Raw genomic sequence first — 23,932 nt, forward strand, 5'->3', positions numbered from 1 at the left:
TCGGATTCATCAGGGGGAATACACTTCGCTGCGAATCACCGGGAACCGGCGGCATCAGCGGAATTCCCTGGGCATCGATTCTTTACAGACTGACTCGGAGTTAAAAAGCATGAAAAAAACCCTCATCATTGCTGGCGTCATGGGCGCGTTCGCCATCAACGCTCACGCGCAAAGCAGCGTCACCCTGTACGGCACGCTGGACGCGGGCCTCGTCTACGCGAACAACGAAGGCGGCCACAACAACTGGCAACAAGGCAGCGGCTCGGTGTCGGACACCTACTTCGGTCTGCGTGGCAGTGAAGACCTGGGCGGCGGTCTGCATGCCATCTTCACGTTGGAAAGCGGCTTCAACCTGAACAGCGGCAAGTTCACCGAAAGCAACACGCTGTTCAACCGTCAAGCCTTCGTCGGTCTGCAAAGCGACCAGTACGGCACGCTGACGCTCGGCCGCCAGTACGACTCCGTGGTCGACTACCTCGGCCCGCTGTCGGAAGCAGGTTCGGGCTACGGCAACAACCTCGCAGCGCACCCGTTTGACAACGACAACCTGGACAATTCGTTCTCGATCAAGAACGCGGTCAAGTACCAGAGCGCGAACTATGCAGGTTTCCGTTTCGGCGGCCTGTACGGCTTCAGCAACGACGCTGGCCAGTTCTCGAACAACCGCGCATGGAGCGCGGGCGCTTCGTATAACAACGGTCCGTTGAACGTCGCTGCCGCTTACCTGCAACTGAACAATTCGCTGACCAACGCCAACACGGGCGGTGCAACGTCCCCGGGCGACGGCAACAACGCCAACCTGACGGCAGCCCTGCAACGCACCTACGGTGTGGGCGCGAACTACGCCTACGGCCCGGCAACGGTCGGCCTGCTGTACACGCACACGCAGGACAACAACGTGATTGCCGGTGCACAGAACGGCACCGCGTTCACGATCCCGACGGGCATGAACCTGCATCTGGACAACTACGAAATCAACGGCAAGTATGCGCTGACGCCGGCTCTGAGCCTCGCAGCAGCCTACACGTTCACCGACGGCCGCGTGACGGGTTCGCAAGGTACGGGTGATCCGAAGTGGCACACGGTGTCGCTGCAGGCTGACTACTCGCTCAGCAAGCGTACCGACGTGTACGTGGAAGGCGTGTACCAGCATGCTTCGGGCGAGTTCGGCGATGCCGGCTCGAACGTAGCGATGATCAACACGCTGTCGCCGTCGTCGACCGCGAACCAGGTCGCCGCAACGGTGGGTCTGCGTCACCGCTTCTAAGCAGTCTGCCTGACGGATCGCGCGGTCCGTCGAGGCACAAAACGCGCGCGTGACATCGTTCACGCGCGCGTTTTTTTATGCGCGTTTTTTGTGTGAAAGCTTGACACATGGCGCTCGAATTACGGCGCGCTCGCCGCTATACTCTGCGCAGCTAAATCCGGCGCGGCTCGACCATGAATAAACTCTGCTTCCTCACCCCTGCGGTTATTTTTCTCGCAGCCTGCGGCGCCTCGGGACCGACGCGCGACGCGTCGCAGCCCATCGTCTACTTCGCCTCGCAGCGCGCCCCATCGTATGTGGCCGCGTGCCTCGAAGACCGCCTGTCACGGGTGCGTAGTTCGTCAGTGGGCGGCGCCACTGAGCTCGCGGTGGGTTCGGATTCGAACACGGCTTATTTCGTGACGTTGACGCCAACCACGGTCGGCTCCGTGATCAAGGTGATGCGCCCGGCCAACGCGCCGGACGATCCGCCGGAACCGGAAATGCGCTTCGATATCGCGCGCTGCACGACCTGAAGACGCGGCCTGCAATGTGCATCTCCAGATAGATTTGCACACGTCCTTTGCGGCGCCGCTTCCGCCTTGCGCGCCGCGCGCTCCTTCTGCTTTGCTTCTATATTTTTCGCGCGCGTAGCGCTGTCTTTTTGCGCGAGCTTCTGCGAAGATAGCCGCCCCTCGTATTCAACCGGCGCGCATGGCGCCGCGTCATTCTCTCGCCGATGGCCTCCAGCAAAGCGCATCACGCAACCGGTTTCGCAGCCGGTGTCATCGCGGCTGCAATCGTTGCACGCAGCCACGCCAGCGGTCCATTTCACCTGTGGGTCATGTTGAGCTTCATTGCCGCGGTAGCGGGCGGCACGGCGCCGGACTGGCTGGAGGTGGCGTGGTGGACGCGCAAGCGGCGCCTGTGGGTCACGCATCGCACCATCACGCATTGGGGCATTGGCTGGATCGTGCTGCTGGTGTGCGCGTACCGCTGGCTTGGCTATCAGCATCCGCTCGCTGCGCTTGCATTCGGCTTTGCGTGTGGCGGACTGATGCATCTGCTCGCCGACTGGCCCAATCCGCTCGGTGTACCGTGGATTGCCGGGCGTCACTCACTCAACTGGTGGAACAGCGGCCACTGCGATCTGCTGATCGTCGGGGCCTCGTGGGCCGCTGCGTGGATGGTGGCAGGACATGTCTGGCTGCATGGCGTGCATGGGTTTGCACTGCCACCGCATTGGCGCGCTGGATAGGGCTTAGAGCGGCTTCGGAGAGGATCGGATAGGGCCTTCGCCGCCCACCTGTCAAGCGGCGGTTACAGCGCCTCCTGGCACAGCGACATCATCTTCTGCACCATCGTGCTGGCTTCGTTGAGTTCCATCTCGTCGGTGAACAGCGCCTGCACGCTATGCAGCCGCACAGCGATACCTGCATCGAGCAGATCCTGGCTCGCAATTTTCAGCGCCAGTTGACCGATGAGCACACGGTCGAGCCAGAACATCTTCGTCTCGTTTTTGTCGAGCCACTGACGGCAGCATTTCACCACGTGATCGACGCGCCACTCTCCGGTCAGCGCATACGATGCCGCGGCCACCGCGACCAGAAAACACAGCAGTTCGGGACGCGCGCTTGCCGCGTCGGAGAATTCGGGTTTTACCATGCCTGACTGACCTCACTTCTCGCCACTTTGACGCTTCACTTTGCTTCGACGCTTCATTTCCGGATGCTTACGTGTGGGCGAACCCGGGTATATCAACCCGTGTTTTGACCATGCCCTCATGCGCCGCGCTATGAAGGCGCGAACACCACCGCGCCAGCCTGCCCCACTTGGGCGAAGCTGCGAAAGAACCGGTAGGTCTCGCCTTCGCTAGTGATCAGATTAGCACCGGGGCGCGTAAAAGCCAGTATTTCACTGGCGATTCCCGCCGCAAGGGTGCCCTGCCGTTTCAGGGGATTTTCGTCGTCCGACGGATCGCCCAGCGAGACGGAGAACTCGCCCGTCTCCTGACGCATGATGACCACGGACTTGCCCTTGTCGAGCGAAAGCTCCAGGTACTTGACCAGTGTGCGCAGCGACTCCGGTGTCGCTTCCTGCGAACCGTTCACCCAATCAGAAGCGGTAGTCATTGTGCCCCCGTCAAAAGTTCCTGTTCCGCACGTTCGGCCACTTATCCGGGTCACTAACGCGGCCGCCCGCGCGGCTACCCGTGGTCCACCGTTGCAATATAACCGCTCGCGCGATGAACACCAACCTCCCGCGCGGGAACGATGAATTACCTTAGCAGGAAAAGCGGACAGAAAAAAAGCCCGGTGCAAACCGGGCCTTGCCTGCAAGCATGTGTCAAGGGGAAATGTGAGGATTCGCGACGATGTTGCTTACACGACATTCTTCTCGACAATGGGCCGGTTCTCCAGCACCCGCTCAAAACTGAGCGACGACAGATCGAGTGTTCTGTACTGTCCATGCAGGATCAGTTCGCTCACGCCGCGCCCGGTGGCCGGACCTTGTTGCAAACCGTGCCCGCTAAAGCCATTGGCGAAGATGCAGTTGTCCACTTCCGGATGATGACCAATGATCGCGTTTTGATCCAGCACGTTGTATTCGTAGTAGCCGGACCAGCAATTCTGCACACGCAAGGCTTCGAACTGCGGCACGCGATGCGCGAGCGTCGGCCAGATGACTTCGTCGAAGAGCGCGTGATCGACTTCGTCGAGCGGCAGGTCGTCGGGATCGTTGCTTGCATCGGGTGAGGTGCCGCAGATAAACGACTTGCCCTCAGGGCGGAAGTACACGCCGGTTGGATCGATCAACAACGGACAGCGTTCAAGACGCGCCGGCGAGGTGACGTTGAAAATGCTGCGGCGACGCGCGAACACCGGAATGTCTATGCCGACCATCTGCGCCACCTTGCGCGACCACGCGCCGGCCGCGTTGACGACCACGTCGCACGCATAGGTGTCACCGCTCGCCGTGACGACTTCGGTCACGCGCGCGCCGTCGCGCTGCAACGCCTGCACTTCGTCGGCCACATAACGCGCGCCCAGAGCCTGGGCTTTCTTGCGTAGCGCCTGCACAAGGCCATAGCCATCGAACCAGCCCTCGCCACTCTCGCCATACGCGCCCGCCACGAGGTCCCCGGTATTGAGCCAGGGAAAGCGCGTCTGCAAATTTGTTTGGTTGAGCAAACTGATATCGGCGCCGAGGCTCGTTTGCAGCGCGTGATTCTCGCGCAGCGTCGCTTCGCCAGCGGCGGTGGCAAGAAACAGATAACCGCCCTCGTGCAGATCGATGGAAGGCTTGACGCCGTCAATCTCTAGACGCTCGCCAATCGAGCGCAGAAACTCGATACCGAACAACGACATCTGGATGGACAACGGCGTGGAGAATTGCTGGCGGATCGAGGCAGCCGAGAGCGCCGACGATGAGCGCGCATAAGTCGGATCGCGCTCGATCACGGTAACGCTGACGGTGGGATCGGAGGCACGCAGAAAATACGCAATGGAGCTGCCGATCACGCCGCCACCGACGATCACAACCTTCGAACTCCCAGGTAGATTTCGCGGCACCACGGGCGGCTGCTCCTCTCTTGAAACCTGACTTGGCATTTGACTCGGGACTTGACCAGGGACTTGATGCCCGGCGACAGGGTTGGCGGCATTCATGATCTGTTCCCCGGAACGCAGGCGCCGGCCGCGTCGAGGCGGCCGGACGTCCTGGCTGGTTCAGCCAATGTTGAAATCGATGCCTTGCGCCAGCGGCAACGCCGACGAATAGTTGACCGTGTTGGTGGCGCGGCGCATATAGGCCTTCCACGCATCCGAACCCGATTCGCGACCGCCGCCGGTTTCCTTCTCGCCGCCAAACGCGCCGCCGATCTCCGCGCCGCTCGGGCCGATGTTCACATTGGCGATACCGCAATCGCTGCCCGCCGCGGAGAGAAAACGCTCTGCTTCGCGCAGGTCGTTGGTGAACACGCACGACGAGAGGCCATGCACGGCAGCGTTGTTGGCTTCCACCGCTTCGGCAAAGTCCGTGTAGCGCAGCACGTAGAGAATCGGCGCGAAGGTCTCCTTCAGGACCACTGCCGTTTGCGACGGCATCTCGACGAGTGCCGGGCGCACGTAGTGACCGCCCTCGTAGCGCTTCACTTCGACGCGCTCGCCGCCGAACACCTTGCCGCCTTCCGACGCCGCCTGCTGCAACGCTTCCTGCATGCGCGCGTAGGCTTGGCGGTCGATCAGCGGGCCCATCAGCGTGCCCTTTTCGAGCGGATTGCCGATCGGCACCTTGCTGTAAAGCTGCTTCAGACGTTCGACGGTCTGGTCATACACGCTATCGTGGACAAACAGGCGACGCAGCGACGTGCAACGCTGACCGGCCGTACCGACCGCCGAGAACAGGATGCCGCGTGCCGCGAGTTCCTGGTCGGCGCTCTGCGCGACGATGCCTGCGTTGTTGCCGCCCAGTTCGAGCAGCGAGCGACCAAAGCGCTTCGCCACTTCGACGCCCACCGTGCGGCCCATTTCCGTGCTGCCGGTCGCGCTGACAATGGATGCGCGCGGATCGGCCACCAGCTTCGCACCCACTTCGCGGCCACCCAGAATCAAAGCGGTGAGACCGGCCGGCGCGTCGCCGAATTCCTTCAGCACGTCGTTGAGAATCTGATTGACGGCAAGCGCTGTAAGCGGCGTCTTTTCCGACGGCTTCCAGATCACCGCATTGCCGCACACCAGCGCCAACGCCGCGTTCCACGACCACACCGCCACCGGAAAGTTGAACGCGGAGATCACCACGCAGGTGCCCATCGGATGCCACGTTTCCGCCATGCGATGGCCGGGGCGCTCCGACGCGATGGTGAGGCCATAGAGCTGACGCGACAGGCCGACCGCGAAGTCGCAGATGTCGATCATTTCCTGCACCTCGCCCAGCCCCTCCTGGAGGATCTTGCCGGCTTCGAGCGAGACGAGGCTGCCGAGCGCCTGTTTCTTTTCCCGCAGACGGTTGCCCAGCAAACGCACCAGTTCGCCGCGGCGCGGCGCGGGCACGTCACGCCATACGTTGAACGCCTGCTTCGCATTGGCGAGCGCCGCATCGACATCCGCCGCGCTGTGGCTGGCCACGCGGCCAATGAGTTCGCCATTGATGGGCGAATGAACCGCGATGTCGCCGGCTTGCGCCGCCTGGGCGATGCCGAGATCGGCGAGGATGGTCGATGCGTTCATGGCAGAAATCCCTTTTATTTCCAATACGAAACAAATCTTGAGTTGGGAAACTATACACGCGGGGTTTTATGGCGGCAAGGGCAATCGCGGCGGCGGGTCTGGCAGGCTTTTGTAGCCTATGCAGGCGGCAACGCCGGGGCAACAGGCCGGAACCACGGCTGCCTTGCGAGCCTTCACCCCGCAGGCGCGATGCGTTTCTTATTGGAAAATCGCCTCTTCAGATCCGCTCGCCCTGTCAGCGCACCCATAGCCATGATAAACGGCACTCCCCGCCCCCTCTGCCCTCACGCGAGGCTGGCAATGGCGCGCATCGTCAGGTAACCCTCGTGGTCTTTGGCCCACAGGTCGAGCGTCTTGCCGTCGTCCGACGGCTTGCCGCACACCGTGAACGGGTGATCGCCGAACGTGGGACGCAACGCCTTGAACGAAAAACTTTGCAGGACCGCATCCGGCAATTCGCGTCGTACGAGGTCGACCAGCAAGGTGGCGATCAACGGACCGTGCACCACGAGGCCCGGATACCCCTCCACTTCGGTGACGTACGGATAGTCGTAGTGAATGCGATGACTGTTGAAGGTCAGCGCCGAGTAGCGAAACAGCATCACCGGGTCGGCGTGGACGGTGCGGGCCCATGTTTCGCCGGCCGGTGCGAGTGTGGCTTTGACCTCCGCCCTGGGTGCGGCAGCACCCGCTTGCGGCGCATCCCGGTAGACGATGTCGTGCTCTTCCTCGATCCTCAGTTCGCCCGCCACCTCGATATCGTGCTGCACCGTGACGAAGACGAGCCGCCCGGAGCGGCCCGTTTTGTCCTCGATATTGACGATCGTGGAAGTCCGCACTGCCCGCTCGCCCACCTGCAACGGCGCATGAAACGTCAGGCGACCGCCCGCCCACATGCGGCGCGGCAACGGCACGGGCGGCAGAAAGCCGCCGCGTTCGGGATGACCATCGGGACCGGCTTCAGCCAACGGCGAAACCGGCAGGAAATACAGCCAGTGCCACAGCGGCGGCACGCTGTTGCCAGCATCGACCTGATCCAGCGTCGCGGTCATCGCCTTGAGCGGAAAGGCCGTGATGTCGTCTTTGGCCACTTCCCGCTTTTCCAGCCAGGCATCGAGGTTTGACGAAGCAGTGGACATGCATGAGTCTCCGGTTGACTGAATACACTCGTACTATGAACCTCGTGGCGGGTTGCGCGAAGGGGGTCGAGTGAAGGGATTGAGCGGAGGGGTTGAGTGGCAGGGTTGCGACGAATTGAAGAGCAAGAGCCGGAGTGTTTCAGACGGCTTACCGCTTTATATTGCAGCCATTGCAGCCGTTTTCTCCGGAGCTTTTCATGGACACAGCAGTCAAGCATGCCATCCACGATGCGCCCGTCCCGCGTCAGCCAACGCTCACACAACGCATCACGGCGATTGCCTGGCCCAGCGTCGAAGACGATCTGATCCAGCACGGCAGCGCCGTCATGCCCAATCTGCTGACGCCAGCAGAATGCGAAACGCTGGTTGCGAGCTATCGTGACGATGCGTTGTTTCGCAGCCGTGTCGTCATGGCGCGTCACGGCTTTGGACGCGGCGAATACAAGTACTTCGACTATCCGCTTCCGGAGCTGGTCGAAGCCTTGCGCACTTCGATTTACCCGCATCTCGTGCCGCTCGCCAACCGCTGGAACGAGATCATGTGCATCGACACGCGCTATCCCGCGCAACACGCCGCGTTTATCGAACGCTGCCACGACGCCGGGCAGTTACGTTCCACGCCGCTTCTGCTGCAATACGAGCAGGATGACTACAACTGTCTGCATCAGGATCTGTATGGCGAGCATGTGTTTCCGCTCCAGCTTGCCATTCTGCTGTCCGAACCCGAACGCGACTTTACGGGGGGCGAGTTCGTGTTGACCGAGCAGCGGCCGCGCATGCAATCGCGCGTGGAGGTCGTGCCGTTACGCCAGGGAGATGCAGTGGTGTTCGCCGTGCATCATCGTCCGGTACAGGGCACACGCGGCAGTTACCGGGTCAACATGCGTCACGGCGTGAGCCGCCTGCGCTCAGGAGAACGCCATACGCTAGGCGTGATCTTTCACGATGCGCTTTGAAACAGCGTGCGTGTGACGCGCAACAAATAAAAAAGGCCCACCGGATATCTTGCGATACGCGATGAGCCTGTAAAGACATCACAGCACGCGTTGAACGCGTCACGTGATGTTGCGTGGAGCTTAGAACTGGTGACGCAGCGCGACGCGCACGACCACCTGGTTGGACGTCGTCGACGGGGCATCTGTGCCCGGCACGAAGGCATCGTCGAGGATAGAGTTGGTCTTGTCGCCGGCAACCTTCTGATAGACGCCCTGGACGTACACGTCCGTGCGCTTCGACAGGTTGTAGTCGGCCATCAGGCCCACCGAGTGAATCTTCGGGCTCGCCGTGCCGGTGGATGCGTCGTAGCGTTCCATCGTGTACACGTATTGCGCGCCCACGTAGAACATCGGCGTGAACTGATATTTGCCGTTCACTTCGAAGTTCTGGTACTTGAGCGTGTTGAGCGTCGAACCTGTCGCGACCAGCGGCGTCGAGCCAATGTAGCCGTTGCCGGTCGGATTCTTGTAGTTCGTGTTGGTGTACGCGAAGCCAGCCGTTGCCGCGCCGAACGTGTAGTTGACGCCCGCGCCGAACACGCGCATGCGCTCTGCAATGAAGCTGGCGTCATTGGCCGTGATCGCGCCAGCCGAACCCACGCCCGGGTTATCCGCCTGCAGGTACGCAGCCGCGACGAGCAGGCCGCCATTCACGTACTGGCCACCGAAGCTGTACGCACGGTTGTTGGCGAAGTTCGTGTCGTTGCTGAACGCGTACGCGCCGCCGAACTGGAAGCCCGCAATGGTCGGGCTCGCGTATTTGATGGCGTTGTCGAGGCGGAACGAGTTGTCCGTGTTGTCGTTGTCGTACGGGTGCGCGAACAGATAGCCGGCCCAGCTGCCGTTGGCCGTGGTTTGCGCGAGATAGTCCACCACCGAGTCGTACTGGCGGCCAAACGTGACCGTGCCGTATTTGTCGTCGGCAAGGCCCACGTAAGCCTGACGGCCGAACAGACGGCCACCTTCGGCCAGCGCGCCGTTGCTGTCGTTAAAGCCGTTTTCCAGCTGGAAGATTGCCTTCATGCCACCGCCCAGGTCCTCCGAGCCCTTGAGGCCCCAACGGCTGCCCTGCGCATAACCGCTCGCCAGTTCGTACACGTGGCCGCCACCGGCGTTGTTCGTGTAGTCGACGCCTTCGTCGATCACCCCGTAGAGCGTGACACTGCTTTGTGCAAAAACAGGCGCGGCGAATGCAGCGGAAACAGCCAGTGCGATGACCTGCTTCTTCATGAAGATCTCCTGAAACACGAATAATCGGTAATCAAACGATTTATTTTAAAAACTGCCATTGCCGCTGAGCGGTCAGGTTATGGCCAATTGCGGGCATCGAAACGCGCAACGGACCGGATGCTTGCACGGCCGCATGTGGGTCGTCCATCAGGAAGCGCGACGTGGCACAAAATCGTTGTGAATTGCCAACCTGGAGCGAGCCAATCCTCAGGATTGACTTCGTTAAAACGGGGTACAGGTAGGGTTTATGCGTGCTTGCGGTCTGACTGAGCGTTGTTCTCGACGAGCTGTTTAGAACGCGCGACGAAGGTCTAAAGCGGGCGCGTCGCACTCGTTTCGTTCACTCATTTTTTAATTGCCAATTTGCTTAGGATGGCGAATCACCTTATATAAATCTATTAAAGAATTAACGGCGCAGCTTTACTCGCAACTTTCAATTTTGCAAGCTGGAGGAAAGGGATGAGCAAAATTCCGATTGCCAGATCTCTCTGGTATGACGAATAGCGGTTCGGGGCTGCGAGTGGAGGGCCACACAACTCACACAACTTCGCCACCCGTTATTTTTGTCCAGGTATCATTCGGGAAAACCCGGACATGCTACCGCTCCGGCGACATCCGTCGCGCGGCCGAGTCAGACATGCACGGGAATGGGTTGTCCATTGTCGAACGGGCTTTTGGCCGGTGATCCCGGTTGAAAGCCCGCTTTGACGATGTCAAGAAGGCAGGGGCTCGCCCCCGCTCCGTCGACGTTGGCCAAAAGCCGATGCGACTTTTTAAGCCTGGATATCATCGATCATGATTGCTGCCGCGTTTTCGCGCGTCGCGGGCCGCCTGCTGGTTGCGGATCCCGGACTCGTACGCCTGCAGACCGCCTTGCGTGTCGCGCTGGCCTGCCTCCTTAGCGGCACCGTCAGCATTGCCTGGACGGCTGCTCACCATCTGCCGGTCACCCTCGTCGCACCCGCCGTCCTCTTCAGCATGATTGCCCCGCTGTTCGTGCGTGACGCACGCCGTGGCGCGTGGTTCATCACCCTGCTGTGTCTCTATGTGTGCGGCTGTGTCTGCTTCGCCGTGGCCGCGGGGCTGAGCCACGCCCCGCTCGCCGGCGACGCCGGCTTTCTGCTGGTGATGTTCGTCGGCATGCTTTGCCAGGCCTGCGGGCCGCGCGCACTTGGCTGCGTGCTGATTGCCGTGGTGACCTATTACCTTGGCCTGTATCTGCATCCCACCTTGATGGAACTCGTGCAGACGCTGGCGCTATCCGTGGTTGGCCCGCTGGCGGTGGCCCTGGCCGGCCGCGTGCTCGTGCCGATGCACGCCGCGCGGACCCTGCGGCTGGCCATCCACACAGTGACCTTGCGGGCCGAACGCCTGCTGGCCACTCGCCAGAGTACGACCCGCCAGCTCCCGCCTGTCGCGCAGCTTTCCGCATTGAACGAGGCCGCGCTTGCGCTGGAAGAACAGCTTGCATTGCTTGATCCGCCCAACGCTGCAGCGCTGCGTGAGCGGCTGGTCGACCTCAAAGTTGCAGCCGGCCAGAGCACGTTCAACGCCGCGCCTGACACGCTGCATAACGAGCCGTTGCGACGCGCTGTCGAGCGTTTGCGAAACGCGGTACGGCCTCATCACACTGCCCAAGCCGTAGTGGCCAGGCGCAGCCGCACGACGCGCGGCATCTGGTTCGCGGACCTGCGCGCGAAGCTCTGCTGGCTGCCAGCGGTGCGCACGACGAGCGCGGCGCTGCTCGCCATGTTGATCGGCCATTCGCTATCACCTGAACGCTGGTTCTGGGCCGTCATCACCACCTTCGTGGTGTTTCTCGGCACACGTTCGCGCGCCGACACGGTGTATCGCGGTGCGCAGCGGCTGGCCGGCACCCTTGCGGGTGCACTTGCCAGCATGATCCTCGTCGCCGCGCTGCACGCAGCGCCCATGCCGATGATCGTCGTAATGCTGCTGTGCGTATTCGGCTGGGCCTATTACATTCTGAATTCGTACGCGCGCGGCGTGTTCTTTATCACGGTGCTGGTCGGGCTTGTGTACGGCCAACTCGGCTTCGCGATCGGACCGCTGGTGGAGTTGCGTATCGAAGAAGTGCTGGTGGGCTGCGTGGTGTCGTTCGCGGTCGCCATTCTGATGATGCCGCTGGCCGCCACCCGGCACGTCGAAGCGCGTCTCGGTGCAGTACTCGTGGCGCTCCGGCAAGCGGTCGTGCTGGCCACTGCGACGCAGCGCGCTGATGCAGCCTCGGCCACGACCCTGATGCAACGCGCGGCAGCGATGCGTGCGCTGGATCGAAGCTGGCATGAGTTGCGCGTGGCCTTGCGCCCGCTGCAGACGCAACGCGTGTTCGTGTGGAATCCGGGCATCGAACTCGCAACCGGGTCCTTGCTGAGCTGTCTGCACTGGGTGCGGGTGCTGAGCCGCGTGGAAGGCGCGTCGGATATGCAGCATCACGCTGCTGCGAATGCGGCCTCAACCGACACTAACGCGCGCCACGCTGTCGCGTCCATTCTCTCCCAGCTGGATACGATGCTCGGGCGCTATCACGGCGTCGCCGCACGGGTCGACACCGGCGCGTACGCAGCAGACGCCAGCGTGAGTGACGCACATCAGCTACAGGCCCTCGCGCAACTGGAAGGCGCCGTTGCGCAGTTGGCAGAACGCCTCGCTCAACCCAACGCGAGCATGCACAAGCGTCTGAACTGGGCACTGCGCTTCAAGAGCGCATAGCCGCCGCTTCGCGATCCGCGAGCCGGGGGACCTCCCTCGCCTCGCCGCTTCTGCCCGTTTCAGGCACCACGCAAAACTGACACATCCACCCTGCAAGCTCCCTGAACGTCGTTTCAGGGCCGCTGCGGGGTCGCTGCGGCGCGCGCCCGTGCCCGGTGCGTGACAGTGTCGCCCGCTTTAGGTTATATATTCACTTTCCCAGTGACCCCGTTTCCAGCGCGAGGCGCCACCGCGATGTCCGACACCCCGATTCCCGCCGCCGTTACCCCCAACCCGCAGGCCGTATCCGTACAGGTGAAACGCAGCGCGATCTTCATCGTCGCCACGCTCAACCCGGACGCCGCCAGTTACGACACCGTGCGTGCGTGGTGCGGCGACGTCGCGGCGCTGGTGAGATCAGTCGGCAAGCGGCAACCGGCCGGTGGCCTGTCGTGCGTCTGCGGCTTCAGTGCCAATGCGTGGGATGCCTTGTTCGGCACGCCGCGTCCTGCTGAACTGCACCCGTTCCGCGAATTCGGTGCCGGCGAGCGGCACGCCATCGCGACGCCTGGCGACATCCTGCTGCACATCCGCGCGGATTTCATGGACCTGTGCTTCGAACTGGCGACTCATTTGATGGGCCGCATCAGCAGCGCCGTGACCACCGTGGACGAAGTGCACGGCTTTCGCTACTTCGATCAGCGCAGCATTGTCGGCTTCGTGGACGGCACGGAAAACCCGACCGGCGACGAAGCCGTCACGTTCACCGTGATCGGCGAGGAAGACCCGGAGTTCGCGGGCGGCAGCTATGTCCTCGTGCAGAAGTACCTGCACAACATGAACGCGTGGAATGCCTTGACCGTCGAGGCGCAGGAAAAGGTGATTGGCCGAACCAAACTCGCGGACATCGAACTGGACGACGCCGTGAAGCCTTCTTCGTCGCATAGCTCGCTCACCACGATCGAGGCCAATGGCGAGGAAGTCAAAATCCTGCGCGACAACATGCCGTTCGGACGACCCGGCGCGGGCGAGTTCGGCACGTACTTTATCGGATACGCGCGATCGCCCGCGCCCATTGAACAGATGCTGGAGAATATGTTCGTGGGCCGCCCGCCCGGCAACTACGACCGGCTGCTCGACTATAGCCGCGCCGTCACGGGAGGCCTGTTCTTCGTACCCTCCGAGCCGCTGCTCGAGTCACTGGCCGACCGCGCTGCGCCGGACGAAGCAGGCACCGACCATTCATCAACCGACACCCCACCCTCTGCCGCGCCGGTCAGCGACGGTTCGCTGAACATCGGCTCTCTCAAAGGAGCACCTCAGTATGAATAACCTGCATCGCGAACTCGCCCCCATCTCTTCGGCTGCGTGGTCGGAAATCGAGGAAGAAGTCGCGCGCACTTTCAAGCGCTCCGTGGCTGGACGCCGCGTGGTGGATATCGAAGGTCCAGGCGGACTGGACAGGGCCGCGGTCGGCACCGGTCACCAGACCGCGATTGCGCCGCCGCAGGCAGGGGTGGAAGCACGGCAGCGTGAGGCCAAGCGGTTGGTGGAGTTGCGCGTACCGTTCGAGTTGACGCGTGAAGCGATCGACGATGTCGAACGTGGGGCGGAAGACTCGGACTGGCAACCGGCGAAGGACGCCGCGCAGCAGTTGGCTTACGCGGAAGATCGGGCGATCTTCGATGGCTACAAGGCGGCGAGCATCGTCGGCATCCGCGAGGGATCGTCGAACCCGTCGCTGAGTCTGCCGGCTGATGTGAGCGAGTATCCCGTTGTGATTGCAAAGGCGCTTGAACAATTGCGGCTGGCCGGGGTCGACGGCCCCTATTCGGTCCTGCTAGGCGCTGATGCCTACACGGCACTCAGCGAAGCCAGCGATCAGGGCTACCCGGTGCTGGAACACATCCGACGCCAGGTGAACGGCGAGATCATCTGGGCACCGGCGATTGATGGCGGCAGCGTGCTGTCGACGCGCGGCGGCGATTTCGAACTGCATCTTGGGCAGGATGTGTCGATTGGTTATCTGAGCCATACCGACCAGGTGGTGCGCTTGTATCTGCAGGAGACGCTGACGTTTTTGATGTTCACGAGTGAGGCGTCGGTGGCGGTTTTGCCGGAGTGAGGGAAGGATTGAGAGGCTCGTTGATGTTTCTATGACTAGTCGTCTATCGGACGCTCGATAAACGACATGTACTGCTTGATGTTGGGCTGACCCAATGCAATCGTGTTCAGCAACCCAACCCCAAGGTGTCGCGCGAATTCATCGTCGAGCCTGAAATCGGCCTTGTCTGCCACTATTACGCCCATTCGCCCTGCGACAAGCGGCGCAAGATCGTTTGGGTCAAGTGTATGCACAATCAACTGCTGCAAAGCTATGTCGTAGGTCAAAACCACAGAATACGGTGGATGTTCAGCCATCAGTAGCCTCTACATTCTTGAGATTTTTAAAATGCACTAGCTCTGCACAGTGCAAGGCGAAAACTACGCATCTTCGGCAAACGTGCAGGATCAGAACGTCCTGTTCGGTTGCTGCCAATTTGCGAACTACCTTGTCCACAGACTTCGTGGGCCGGTCAATGGAGAAATCTCACCGTTATTCATCTGGTGGCTCGTCAATCGGGTGCTGGGTGACGTTTAAACGCTTTTGGACCTCAGGCCGCCCCTTTGCGATCACGTTAAGCATTGCAACGCCAAGCTGTCGCGCTGATTCGTCGTCGAATTCGAACTCCTGGTCCTCCACGAAGAAGGGAACTTCCATGCAGTCGGCCAAAAGCGGAGCCACCCTAGCCGACTCAACAAGTTGCATGATCAATTGTTGTGGATCTTCGACGTACGTGACAACCATTGCGTAAGGCGGGCGTTTAAGCATCAACAAGCCCTGTAAGAGTGAAGGCGCTCATCCTCGGTCGGAAACTCAACGTCATCAATCACACTCCTTGATTTTTCCCGGCTCACGCCGCCGCTTCAGGTGGACGACGCGAAGAGAAGATCGCTCGAAAGCTGATCTAGATTCGTGAAACCACTGCGCTATCCGATGCCGCAACCAGAACTGCAGCGGTGGCAGCGCCGGGAGTTATCTACCTACTCCTCTGATGGTTCGTCAATTGGGTGCTGCGTGTAGGTCGTGTATTGCTTGATCTCCGGCTGCCCAAGGGCAATCAGATTCAGCAAGCCTCCACCCAACCTACGCACAAATTCGTCATCAAGTTTGAAATCGAATTCTTCCAACAGGATTGGCGCTTTCAGCGTTCGAGCTAAGAGCGGCGCCAGCTTCGCTGGATCAACCAACTGCAAGATCAGCTGTTGACTATCTTCGTCGTAAGTTACGACCACTGAACGCTGGTGATAACTAGCCATCAATGACCTCTGCACGCTTGGTAATCTTGGAACGCCTGCTGTTTGCAAAGCGCACGCCCTCGCTTCTTGCCCATTATGATGCCAAGCGAATTGCAAATTTGCATATCGTACATATGCTTGGCGTGACGCTACTCATTGTCGCCGCCACTCTCACACCTGACCATTACGCCGTCCCTTCTTCCGGCACGAAAAAAGTGCGCAGTAAAGCGCTGATCGCTTCGCGTACCTCATCAAAAACGGTACAAGTACAGGATAAAGAATCTGCGCCCAATCGCTCAGCATCAATTCAGCCGTCTTGCTTCACGTCGGCAGTGTCTCGCTTGCCGCACCCCATGATTTTTTCGGGTCGCGCTGCCACTTCTACGGGTGCGCTGTGAAGCGAAGGCCGCTTGGAGGCAGACTTGGAATGAAGGGGCTACCGGGCTACGACCAGAATTGCGGTGGCGGCAGCACCCAGGTCGGCACACAGCCTGCTCGCTTTGAAGCTCGCATCTTGCGTCATACACCAGCGCCTCACGAAAAAGGTAACGACGCTGATGTCCCTCAAAGCGCTATGAACCGTCTGAAAGCTTGTCTGACAGGCTTTCTGTGAACGTCATGTACTGTTTGAGATCAGGTTGACCCATTGACAAAAGTTTTACAATCCCGCCCCCGAACCGGCGCACGAATTCGTCATCAATCTTGAAGTCGAACTCATCCAGCAAAACAGGTATTTCACTTGCCCCCTTCAAAGCTGAAGATAGCTTCTCAGGCGTGACGCACTGCAAGATCAACTGCTGGCGATCCTCGTCGTATGTCACCACTATTGAACACGGTAGAAACTTAGTCATTTAAAACCCCCGGCACTCTTGATAATCGTCCCAAGCGTTCTGCTTGCAAAGCGCTTTCCCTCTTTCTCCACCCATAACGTAGGCGAAGTTATCGCACCGCTGCAAATCTACCTCGTATTTGGCATGACAGTATGTTTCACGCCATTCGGTGTCTCCTTTGCCACTACATTTGATCATTCCTCCCTCCCCAGTTCCGGGTCCAAACAGTGCGCTGTAGAGGGTTGATCTCTTCGCAGAACCGGTCAAATCTGGCACAAGCACAGGATACGGAACCTGCGCCTGATCGCCCAGCATCAGTTCTGTCGTCTCACCCCAAGCCGGAACTGTCTCGCTCAACTCATCGCCAAAAAGCTTCCCCGGCAGGTTGGCTTTCCACGCCATATAGCATTCAACACACATGGCTGGAACGAAAGCCTGAGCGTCAGACCTGAACCCCGTCAGGTTCGCCGGCGGTGCAACCGGATCGTTTCCCAGTTCCCAGTTGCTCAGCCACACACCCAACTCGGCATCGCTGATCGACTGTGCCGCACCGTTATTCGTCGCGACGGTAGCTGTGCGCGTCGAGATTGTGCCGTCCGCAGCGTAGCCATACCGCACATCAAGCGTACGGGCGAGTCCGCCATTGACCACCCCTGCTTTCTCGTCGTACTGGAAAACGGACACACGGCCACGGTTGTCATAACTGATGCTTGCCTGCCCACTGTTCCCTGCGATCACCGTCGCACGGTTTGCGGCGTCGCGGCTCAGCGTCCGCATGGCCCAACCAGATACCGCATCCTGCGTTGTTGAAATGTTTCCTCTTGCGTCGTATGTGTAGGTCCAGGCTTCAGCCTTCACACCATTCCGGGTGACTGTCGCAGCGAGGAGACGGCCCACGTCATCGTACCGGGCACTGACCGTCATCTGGTCACCGGTTCCCACCGCCTGCATTCCCGCTTCGCCCGTCTGGTCGGTCGTGTTCTGCTCGGCGTAGCCCGTAACATTGCCTTGCGAGTCATAGACAAATGCGCGGATTTTCCCAGGCGTAGCGACGAGATACGGACGCAGCGAGATCGCGTCGCTGTACTGGATCGTCGTTACCGTCGTTTTTCCACCCGCCGTTGCTACTGCCTTTGTAGGCCGGTTCGCGTTATCCCACGTGTATTTCGTTCCTCCGTCAGGCGTCGTTTTCTGGCTCAGGTTACCTGCGATATCCCACGTGCGGGACACGGTTCCGTCTGGAGTGGCGATCGAGGCGGGGCGCCACGCGTCGGGAAAACTGAAGCTGTATGTACTTGCGCCGTACATGTCACTCAGCGTCGTCTTTCTGGACGTGTCATAGCTCAAGGACGTGTTACGGGTCGTGTCAGGGTGGCTGACCGAGGTCACCCGCGCATTCGCATCGTAGGCCCAGGTCACCATCATTGACCCGGACTCGTCCTTCACACCGGTCATGGCATTGGGGAAGCGGTTGTCCTCGTAAAGATACTGACGGACGGTGCCATCCGCATGCGTCACGGAAACGAGATTCCCTTTAGCGTCATACCCATAGCGGGTCGTATTGCCAGCGGGATCAACCATCGCAACGATGTGGTCGCTGTCGTCATACTGAAGGCTGATCTTCAGATACCCGGGACCCACGTTATCGACGGGAAACTCGTTGACCGCCACCATCCGGCCCCTGGAATCAAACAGGAACTTGCGCAGCATGCCCGTACGGGTTGTCTCGGAGAAGAGTTCACCGGTGTTGGCTGAATAAGCCTCCGTCGTGCCGAGGATTTCGTCTTTCAGGTAGTAGTAGTTGTCGCTGCCTTTTGTCAGGGAGAAGCCACGATTTCCTGACATGGTCCACGCGTTGCCACTCCAGCTGAACATCAATGGTCGCTCGTTACCGCGGTACACAACGACCCGTGGTGTGCTGGCATTGAGCGACGTCAGGTCGATCCTGCGTTGCCAGTTGTTGACCCAGTTGCTTCCCATCGCTGTCTGGGTGGTGTCATAAGGCCTCGAGAGATAGCTGCGCCTGAACGTAACCGGGAGCGCATCGCCACTGACGAAGTCCGTCTCGGAGAGCGTGACGATGCCCTCGGCGGGCAGCACAGGGTCCGCGGCGGGGCACGTATCTTCGGGCGAAGGTGGGACCGGAGCGCCACCGCAATACGCACTGATCCAGTCTCCTGCATTGGGGCAGTTGAGGTAGTTCATGCTGCTGAACTCATCCCCTGGCCCCCTGGACATTGGAGATGTGCCAGCCACCTGGAGAGCGCAGGTCGGGGTGCCGGGAACTCCCAGCGACCTCTGATACGTCTGCATGCATTGCTGGTAGTCGGCTGCGTCGGCGCATGCGGTGACCAGAAACAGGCCGAAAGCGACAGACAGACGGGCGAACGTCCGCAGCCTGAAGTGAGGTTTCCACGCTTTCATGGTTCTCCTTTCCATCCTGGCTTTTTGTTTTTGACACGCGCCATTTTTTACTAACTACGCAGTCCTATACATATGCCAGGCCGGAAGAATCCAAAACTATTGCGATAGCGCAGAGAACAGTTTTAAAGTCTTGGTTTGATGCGCCGGAAAGTGCTTATTTTTCTATCAGGCGATTCCGGCACGCACGCTACTCCCCCGAATCTAAGATTCGGCGAAGCGTCAAGGACAAAGCGTGTGAGAGAGGGGAAAGCTTCTGGGACTGGCAACCGTAGGACTGAGCCATAGCCCGGCAGAGAATGCGTGAGGCGTGAGGGCAACGCCATGATGCGTCGTCACACAGGAGATCCGATTCGTCCTGGTCTATTGTTGACCGGAGTCCTGCCTCGAAGTGATTATGCCCCGCCGGGGTTGCCGTCGATCCAAACAATTGGGCGCAAATACGGGCGCGGCACTACCGAAAGAAGTTTTCCACAGCTTTTGTTCACAAGCCTGTGGACAACCACCCCGCAACCCCATCAACCCATTGATCCAACTACATTCTTCAACGCTGCTTCAGATCAGAAGCAACAAAGGCGGCGGTGCCACTCGCAACCACACCGGCACCCCGCCCACTTCAAAGCAGTCAAGTCAAATCACTTCCCCGACACCACCAACCTGAGCTTGTCCGCGCCGGCGGTCGTCGCTGTGATCTGCGTGCGTTTATCGCGTGCACCGAGGTAGAAATGCTGGCGCGCGGGTGAATTCTGGTCGTGGGTGGCGGCAGGTAGACACGACGCAATATCCGCAGCAACCGCCTGCAAGGCATCGCCGCTCGACCCCGCATCGTGATGCGGGGTCCAGAGGCATTGGTAGCTGTCGTGGCTCGCGCTGCATTGCGCGTCGTCGCCGTAGGGTTGTGCGACGCCGTTGACGTCCGCGGGACTCAGCCCGGTGAATCCATCCGGTGCCGCCGCAACGATACGTTTGAGCGCCCCACATGGAGAAGGCGCATCGTCGGCTTGCGCCAGACTGGGTGCGAGCGCAACCATAGAAAGTGCGGCGAACGCGATGCGTAAAGCCGCCTGCCTGGTGATCTTCATGACGGTGACTCCTCCGGGACGCTCTTGTTAAAGGCAACGCGCATGATCAAACAATCACGCACCTTGCTCATCAACACCCGGAAGCACAATATGTGCCGCGCTGCGTAACGTTACCGCCACCCGGTCACGCAGCCGCCAGCGCCATACTCACACGCTCGCCGTTCACTGCGAACGCTGAACGATGCGCCCATCGCCAAGATCGATCGTCTCACCCACGACCAGCGCCTGAACCTGGCGAACCTGCTGCGCGGAAAACTTGTGATCGGGGTCGAGGAACACCTGCATCGGATACGTGAACGTACCCGGCTTCCAATACCGCAGGTCGAACGTGACGGCGAACTTCTTCGCGCCGTGTTTGAGCTGGTCACGCGATTCGAGCAAGGCCACCTTCGCGCGAAACTTCTTCACGTCGCCGCGCACTTGATCGCGCTGCGACAGCACCAGCATCGAAGCGAGGTTTTCCGGGTCGTCGTCCAGCGGACAGCTTTCCGCCGCTTCAATAGCGGCCTCGCCTGCTTTAAGCAGATCCTTGAACCAACGTTTCGAGTCGGCCAGTACGCTCTGTTCCATCATGTTTCATGTTCTCCATCACTGACTGCCCGCGCCCAGCCCGTCAACGAGGCTCGCGGCACAAACTTGCGACGCGCCCGTGCTGCACGAATCCCAACGATTCGTAGATCCGTCCCGCGTGGTACGACTCGTCTGCCACCATCACGAGTTGCTTCGCGCGGCCTTCCGTGCGTCTGATCACTTCGCTCAGCAAGGTCTTGCAGATGCCGCGGTTGCGATGCTGCTCCGCGGTGATGACCGACTGGAAACGCCCCATACCCCCGAGAAAAAACAGCCCCAGACTGCCCACCTGCTCGCCGTCGATAAACGCACCCCACCACTGTCCCAGTCCGCGCGTAATCAGCGCCCGATACGCGCGCTGCTTGTGCGCCATGTAACGCTGCGTCGTCGGGTCCGCCGGATCGGGCATAACCGCGAGCTGCATCCTGTTCCAGTCGTCCCAATCCGTTTGCGTCGCCAGCGCCCGCACCTCGACCGCAGCATTCGTCGCCACCGGCCTGATCTCGCTGTCACGCGCCACCAGCACCTGACACACCGTAGCGTCGTAGCCTCGCTCGATAAAACCGTCGAGTTCCACCGTCACTTCCGCCGTTTCGGGCCATTCGAACGCGCGATGCGCGATCAACGGTGGCGTTCCCACCCAGCGCGCAAAGTCGATCTCGAGCCGTTGCAGGTCGTCCGTCGTAGGCCGCGCCTGCAAAAACAACATGTTCCCGAAGAAATAATCCGGTGAATCGGGGGTACGTACCACGATATAGTCATCGCGCCGCTCGACCTTGCCGGTTTCGGCATGCAGCAAAAGATCAGTGGCTATACCGAGGTTATCGGCTAGATTGGGCATTTTTTTAGGGTTCAGTTGAATCGTCTGCGGCCGGTTCCTGGCGCGCGCCCAGTATCACGGTCCAGCCGAGGCCGCGCACGTTGCGGATCACGCCCTGGCCGAATTTTTTGCGCACGGAGTGGATCATCACGTCCACGGCGTTGCTCTCCACTTCCTTGCCCCAGCCATACAGCTTGTCTTCGATCTGGCTGCGCGAAAAGATCGTGCCGGGGTGCTCCAACAGCGCATGCATCAGCGCGAATTCACGCGCCGACAGCGCGCCCACCTTGTCGCCGAACTTGAGCGTGCGCTGGTCGAGGTCGAGGCAGATGGTGTCGTCGCCGAGGCGCGACACGGCGTAGCCGGCCTTGCGCCGCAGCACGGCTCGGATGCGCGCCAGCAGTTCGCCCACTTCGAAAGGCTTGAGCAGGTAATCGTCCGCGCCAATATCCAGCCCTTCGATACGCGAATCGAGGTCGTCGCGCGCGGTGAGGATCAGGACCGGCACCGCATTGCCACCGGCCCGCGCGGAGCGCAGCAATTCGACGCCGGAGAGACCTGGCAAGCCGAGATCCAGCAACACCACGGTGTAGTTCACTGCGTCCATCGCTTCGCGTCCGGCAAGCCCGTCGCGCACCCAATCCACGGCGTAGCTCGCGTCTTTCAGCGCGCGCATCAGGCTTTGACCGATCTGGAGATCGTCTTCGACCAACAGGACTCTCATGCGTCTCTCCCATGCAATTGATGGGACGCCGCCGTCCCTTGCGCGTGACTGCCGTTCTGCTGCTCTGCAACGCGGCGCGCCCTGGTAGCCGCCGCAACCCCCGCAGCCTGGGCCAACGGGAAGCTCACCGCCGCGACGATGCCGGTTTGGCCATCGTCGCGATTGCGAATGACCGCCTCTCCGCCGTATTTCCCCGTGATGGCCTTCACGATGGACAGACCCAGCCCCGTGCCCTCCACATCCACGTTGGCCCGGAAAAAGCGGTCGAATACGCGCGGCAGGAGTTCGGGCGCAATGCCGGGCCCCGTGTCTCGCACCTCGACCCACAGCACGTTGCCTTCGGTACGCGCGCACAGGTCGATCGTGCCACCATCCGGCGTATAGCGCACGGCGTTGCTGACGAGGTTCTTCACGGCAACCGCGACGTCGGCGCCCGGCGCCGCCACCTTGTCCGTGGACATCTCCTCTGCGCCGATATCAATGCCACGGGCCGCGGCGAGCGGCAAGACCTCGGAAACGGCCGCCACGACGATCGCCGCGACATCCGTTGCTTCGTTCGTGCTGCTCAGCACAGGCGCGTCGGCGCGCGCCAGCCGCAGCAGTTGCGAAATCAGCGCCCCGCTTCGGGCGATACCGCCGCGCAGTTCCTTAAAGCGCTCCTGATTGCTCGCCACGATATGCGGTTGCAGATTATCTGCCTGCAATTGCAGCGCGGTCAGCGGCGTGCGTAATTCGTGTGCGGCGTCGGCGATGAACTTCCGCTCGGCCTCCATGGATTGCGCCAGCCGCTCGATCATCCGGTTGATCGAGCCGACGAAGGGCAGCAGTTCGCTCGGCACACCGGCGACGGGCAACGGTTTGAGGTGCGAAGCGTCGATATCCTGCACCTCGTTACCGAGCTGATTCATCTTGCGCAGCGAACGCTGCACGATCAGCAGCACCGCGCCGAGCACGAGCGGCAATAGCACCAGCGTCGGCCACAACGTGGTCATGGCGGTTTCGCGCTCCAGTTCGTTGCGCACGGATGAACGTTGCGCCACCTGAATCAGGGTGCCCGGATCACGCAACGTATAGATGCGCCACTCCTCGCCGTTCACGTCTTCCGAACTGAAACCGGCCGCGGCATCTTCCGGCAACTGCAACGCGGGGTCCGTCGAGCGCAGCGGCACTTCGGCGCCGGGCCGGTGGATCGTGATGACGATATCGCGCACCGGCTGCGAACCACGCTCGGGTGTCGCCGGAATGGAGCTGGCAAAGCCGTTGTGCATGCGCACGGCCACCTGTTCGAGCCGCAAGTCGAGCAGCGCACTCATGCCCGCCCGGCACAACTGATACGAGCTGATGCCCTGAGCAATGGCGACCACGCTCACCAGAATGCCGAGCGCAATGACGAGGTTATTTCGCAGTGAAGATTTCATGTGACTTCGCAAAAGACAAACCGGCCACGCAATGGCCATTGTAGACACCCGCTCATATCGACCGCTCACCTCACCCGCTCACCTTACCCATCGCCCTGTGCGCAAACGCTGCCCACTTCGCGCCCTTGCCTGTGAGCGACACGCTCATTTTTAGCTCATTTTCGTCGGCGACCATGGG

24 protein-coding genes are annotated in these 23,932 nt (G+C 60.8%); 8 read left to right on the forward strand and 16 right to left on the reverse strand.

Translation table 11 applies throughout. From position 1 onward, the window contains the following. Nucleotides 1-109 precede the first annotated feature (109 nt). From D0B32_RS25725 to D0B32_RS25735, 3 genes are all read left to right on the forward strand, one after another. Complete coding sequence (locus D0B32_RS25725; protein ID WP_117337112.1) at nucleotides 110-1,267, forward strand: porin; 1,158 nt, start codon at nucleotides 110-112, stop codon at nucleotides 1,265-1,267. 173 nt (nucleotides 1,268-1,440) lie between these two features. After that, nucleotides 1,441-1,782, forward strand: a complete 342-nt coding sequence (locus tag D0B32_RS25730) for a sugar ABC transporter ATPase (RefSeq protein ID WP_117337113.1) — start codon at nucleotides 1,441-1,443, stop codon at nucleotides 1,780-1,782. Between the two features lie 203 nt (nucleotides 1,783-1,985). After that, the gene (locus tag D0B32_RS25735) at nucleotides 1,986-2,504 is read left to right on the forward strand and encodes a metal-dependent hydrolase (RefSeq protein ID WP_117337114.1); all 519 of its coding nucleotides are present in this window, start codon (nucleotides 1,986-1,988) and stop codon (nucleotides 2,502-2,504) included. Nucleotides 2,505-2,566: 62 nt separating this feature from the next. Here D0B32_RS25735 and D0B32_RS25740 read toward each other — a convergent pair whose 3' ends face one another. From D0B32_RS25740 to D0B32_RS25760, 5 genes are all read right to left on the reverse strand, one after another. Further along, entirely contained in the window at nucleotides 2,567-2,911 is a 345-nt protein-coding gene (locus D0B32_RS25740) for a hypothetical protein (protein ID WP_117337115.1), read from the reverse strand. A gap of 128 nt (nucleotides 2,912-3,039) precedes the next feature. Continuing rightward, nucleotides 3,040-3,378 (reverse strand): hypothetical protein, encoded by a 339-nt coding sequence (locus D0B32_RS25745; RefSeq protein ID WP_117337116.1) that lies wholly within the window; start codon nucleotides 3,376-3,378, stop codon nucleotides 3,040-3,042. Nucleotides 3,379-3,627: 249 nt separating this feature from the next. Beyond that, on the reverse strand, nucleotides 3,628-4,857 hold the full coding sequence (locus D0B32_RS25750; protein ID WP_117337117.1) for an FAD-binding oxidoreductase: 1,230 nt from the start codon (nucleotides 4,855-4,857) through the stop codon (nucleotides 3,628-3,630). A gap of 117 nt (nucleotides 4,858-4,974) precedes the next feature. Continuing rightward, the gene (locus tag D0B32_RS25755) at nucleotides 4,975-6,474 is read right to left on the reverse strand and encodes an aldehyde dehydrogenase family protein (RefSeq protein WP_117337118.1); all 1,500 of its coding nucleotides are present in this window, start codon (nucleotides 6,472-6,474) and stop codon (nucleotides 4,975-4,977) included. Nucleotides 6,475-6,758: 284 nt separating this feature from the next. Then, nucleotides 6,759-7,613 (reverse strand): MaoC family dehydratase N-terminal domain-containing protein, encoded by an 855-nt coding sequence (locus tag D0B32_RS25760; protein WP_117337119.1) that lies wholly within the window; start codon nucleotides 7,611-7,613, stop codon nucleotides 6,759-6,761. Between the two features lie 197 nt (nucleotides 7,614-7,810). Between D0B32_RS25760 and D0B32_RS25765 the strand changes: the two genes are divergently transcribed. Next, nucleotides 7,811-8,569, forward strand: coding sequence for a 2OG-Fe(II) oxygenase (locus tag D0B32_RS25765; protein WP_117337120.1), 759 nt, complete (start codon nucleotides 7,811-7,813; stop codon nucleotides 8,567-8,569). Nucleotides 8,570-8,689: 120 nt separating this feature from the next. Here the strand turns inward: D0B32_RS25765 and D0B32_RS25770 are convergent, their stop codons facing one another. Continuing rightward, nucleotides 8,690-9,838, reverse strand: a complete 1,149-nt coding sequence (locus D0B32_RS25770) for a porin (RefSeq protein ID WP_117337121.1) — start codon at nucleotides 9,836-9,838, stop codon at nucleotides 8,690-8,692. A gap of 795 nt (nucleotides 9,839-10,633) precedes the next feature. Between D0B32_RS25770 and D0B32_RS25775 the strand changes: the two genes are divergently transcribed. The 3 genes from D0B32_RS25775 (at nucleotide 10,634) to D0B32_RS25785 (ending at nucleotide 14,675) form a co-directional block, all read left to right on the forward strand. Next, nucleotides 10,634-12,571, forward strand: coding sequence for an FUSC family protein (locus D0B32_RS25775; RefSeq protein WP_117337122.1), 1,938 nt, complete (start codon nucleotides 10,634-10,636; stop codon nucleotides 12,569-12,571). 234 nt (nucleotides 12,572-12,805) lie between these two features. Beyond that, complete coding sequence (locus D0B32_RS25780; protein ID WP_181969904.1) at nucleotides 12,806-13,882, forward strand: Dyp-type peroxidase; 1,077 nt, start codon at nucleotides 12,806-12,808, stop codon at nucleotides 13,880-13,882. Continuing rightward, nucleotides 13,875-14,675, forward strand: coding sequence for a family 1 encapsulin nanocompartment shell protein (locus tag D0B32_RS25785; protein ID WP_117337123.1), 801 nt, complete (start codon nucleotides 13,875-13,877; stop codon nucleotides 14,673-14,675). The genes D0B32_RS25780 and D0B32_RS25785 overlap by 8 nt, the downstream gene beginning before the upstream one ends. A gap of 35 nt (nucleotides 14,676-14,710) precedes the next feature. Here D0B32_RS25785 and D0B32_RS25790 read toward each other — a convergent pair whose 3' ends face one another. The 3 genes from D0B32_RS25790 to D0B32_RS25800 all read right to left on the reverse strand — a co-directional run bounded on the left by D0B32_RS25790 (nucleotide 14,711) and on the right by D0B32_RS25800 (nucleotide 15,910). After that, on the reverse strand, nucleotides 14,711-14,971 hold the full coding sequence (locus tag D0B32_RS25790) for a hypothetical protein (protein WP_117337124.1): 261 nt from the start codon (nucleotides 14,969-14,971) through the stop codon (nucleotides 14,711-14,713). A 175-nt stretch (nucleotides 14,972-15,146) separates the two neighbouring features. Beyond that, nucleotides 15,147-15,311, reverse strand: a complete 165-nt coding sequence (locus D0B32_RS33005) for a hypothetical protein (RefSeq protein ID WP_259295139.1) — start codon at nucleotides 15,309-15,311, stop codon at nucleotides 15,147-15,149. Nucleotides 15,312-15,634: 323 nt separating this feature from the next. Further along, on the reverse strand, nucleotides 15,635-15,910 hold the full coding sequence (locus D0B32_RS25800; protein WP_117337126.1) for a hypothetical protein: 276 nt from the start codon (nucleotides 15,908-15,910) through the stop codon (nucleotides 15,635-15,637). Nucleotides 15,911-15,936: 26 nt separating this feature from the next. Here D0B32_RS25800 and D0B32_RS32360 point away from each other — a divergent pair, with 26 nt between their 5' ends. After that, the gene (locus D0B32_RS32360) at nucleotides 15,937-16,287 is read left to right on the forward strand and encodes a hypothetical protein (RefSeq protein WP_147329566.1); all 351 of its coding nucleotides are present in this window, start codon (nucleotides 15,937-15,939) and stop codon (nucleotides 16,285-16,287) included. A 174-nt stretch (nucleotides 16,288-16,461) separates the two neighbouring features. Here the strand turns inward: D0B32_RS32360 and D0B32_RS25805 are convergent, their stop codons facing one another. The 7 genes from D0B32_RS25805 to D0B32_RS25835 form a co-directional block, all read right to left on the reverse strand. Next, complete coding sequence (locus tag D0B32_RS25805; RefSeq protein ID WP_117337127.1) at nucleotides 16,462-16,740, reverse strand: hypothetical protein; 279 nt, start codon at nucleotides 16,738-16,740, stop codon at nucleotides 16,462-16,464. After that, nucleotides 16,741-18,924, reverse strand: coding sequence for a DUF6531 domain-containing protein (locus D0B32_RS25810; RefSeq protein WP_259295140.1), 2,184 nt, complete (start codon nucleotides 18,922-18,924; stop codon nucleotides 16,741-16,743). A gap of 851 nt (nucleotides 18,925-19,775) precedes the next feature. Next, complete coding sequence (locus D0B32_RS25815; protein WP_117337129.1) at nucleotides 19,776-20,222, reverse strand: hypothetical protein; 447 nt, start codon at nucleotides 20,220-20,222, stop codon at nucleotides 19,776-19,778. A gap of 162 nt (nucleotides 20,223-20,384) precedes the next feature. Then, the gene (locus D0B32_RS25820; RefSeq protein ID WP_117337130.1) at nucleotides 20,385-20,795 is read right to left on the reverse strand and encodes a hypothetical protein; all 411 of its coding nucleotides are present in this window, start codon (nucleotides 20,793-20,795) and stop codon (nucleotides 20,385-20,387) included. Nucleotides 20,796-20,835: 40 nt separating this feature from the next. Further along, nucleotides 20,836-21,633 (reverse strand): GNAT family N-acetyltransferase, encoded by a 798-nt coding sequence (locus D0B32_RS25825; protein ID WP_117337131.1) that lies wholly within the window; start codon nucleotides 21,631-21,633, stop codon nucleotides 20,836-20,838. A 4-nt stretch (nucleotides 21,634-21,637) separates the two neighbouring features. Beyond that, on the reverse strand, nucleotides 21,638-22,336 hold the full coding sequence (locus D0B32_RS25830; RefSeq protein ID WP_117337132.1) for a response regulator transcription factor: 699 nt from the start codon (nucleotides 22,334-22,336) through the stop codon (nucleotides 21,638-21,640). Continuing rightward, on the reverse strand, nucleotides 22,333-23,754 hold the full coding sequence (locus tag D0B32_RS25835; protein WP_117337133.1) for a HAMP domain-containing sensor histidine kinase: 1,422 nt from the start codon (nucleotides 23,752-23,754) through the stop codon (nucleotides 22,333-22,335). Before D0B32_RS25835 ends, D0B32_RS25830 begins: the two co-directional genes overlap by 4 nt. Nucleotides 23,755-23,932: the final 178 nt, after the last annotated feature.

It is taken from the genome of Paraburkholderia sp. DHOC27, assembly GCF_003429005.1.
GTDB lineage: Bacteria > Pseudomonadota > Gammaproteobacteria > Burkholderiales > Burkholderiaceae > Paraburkholderia.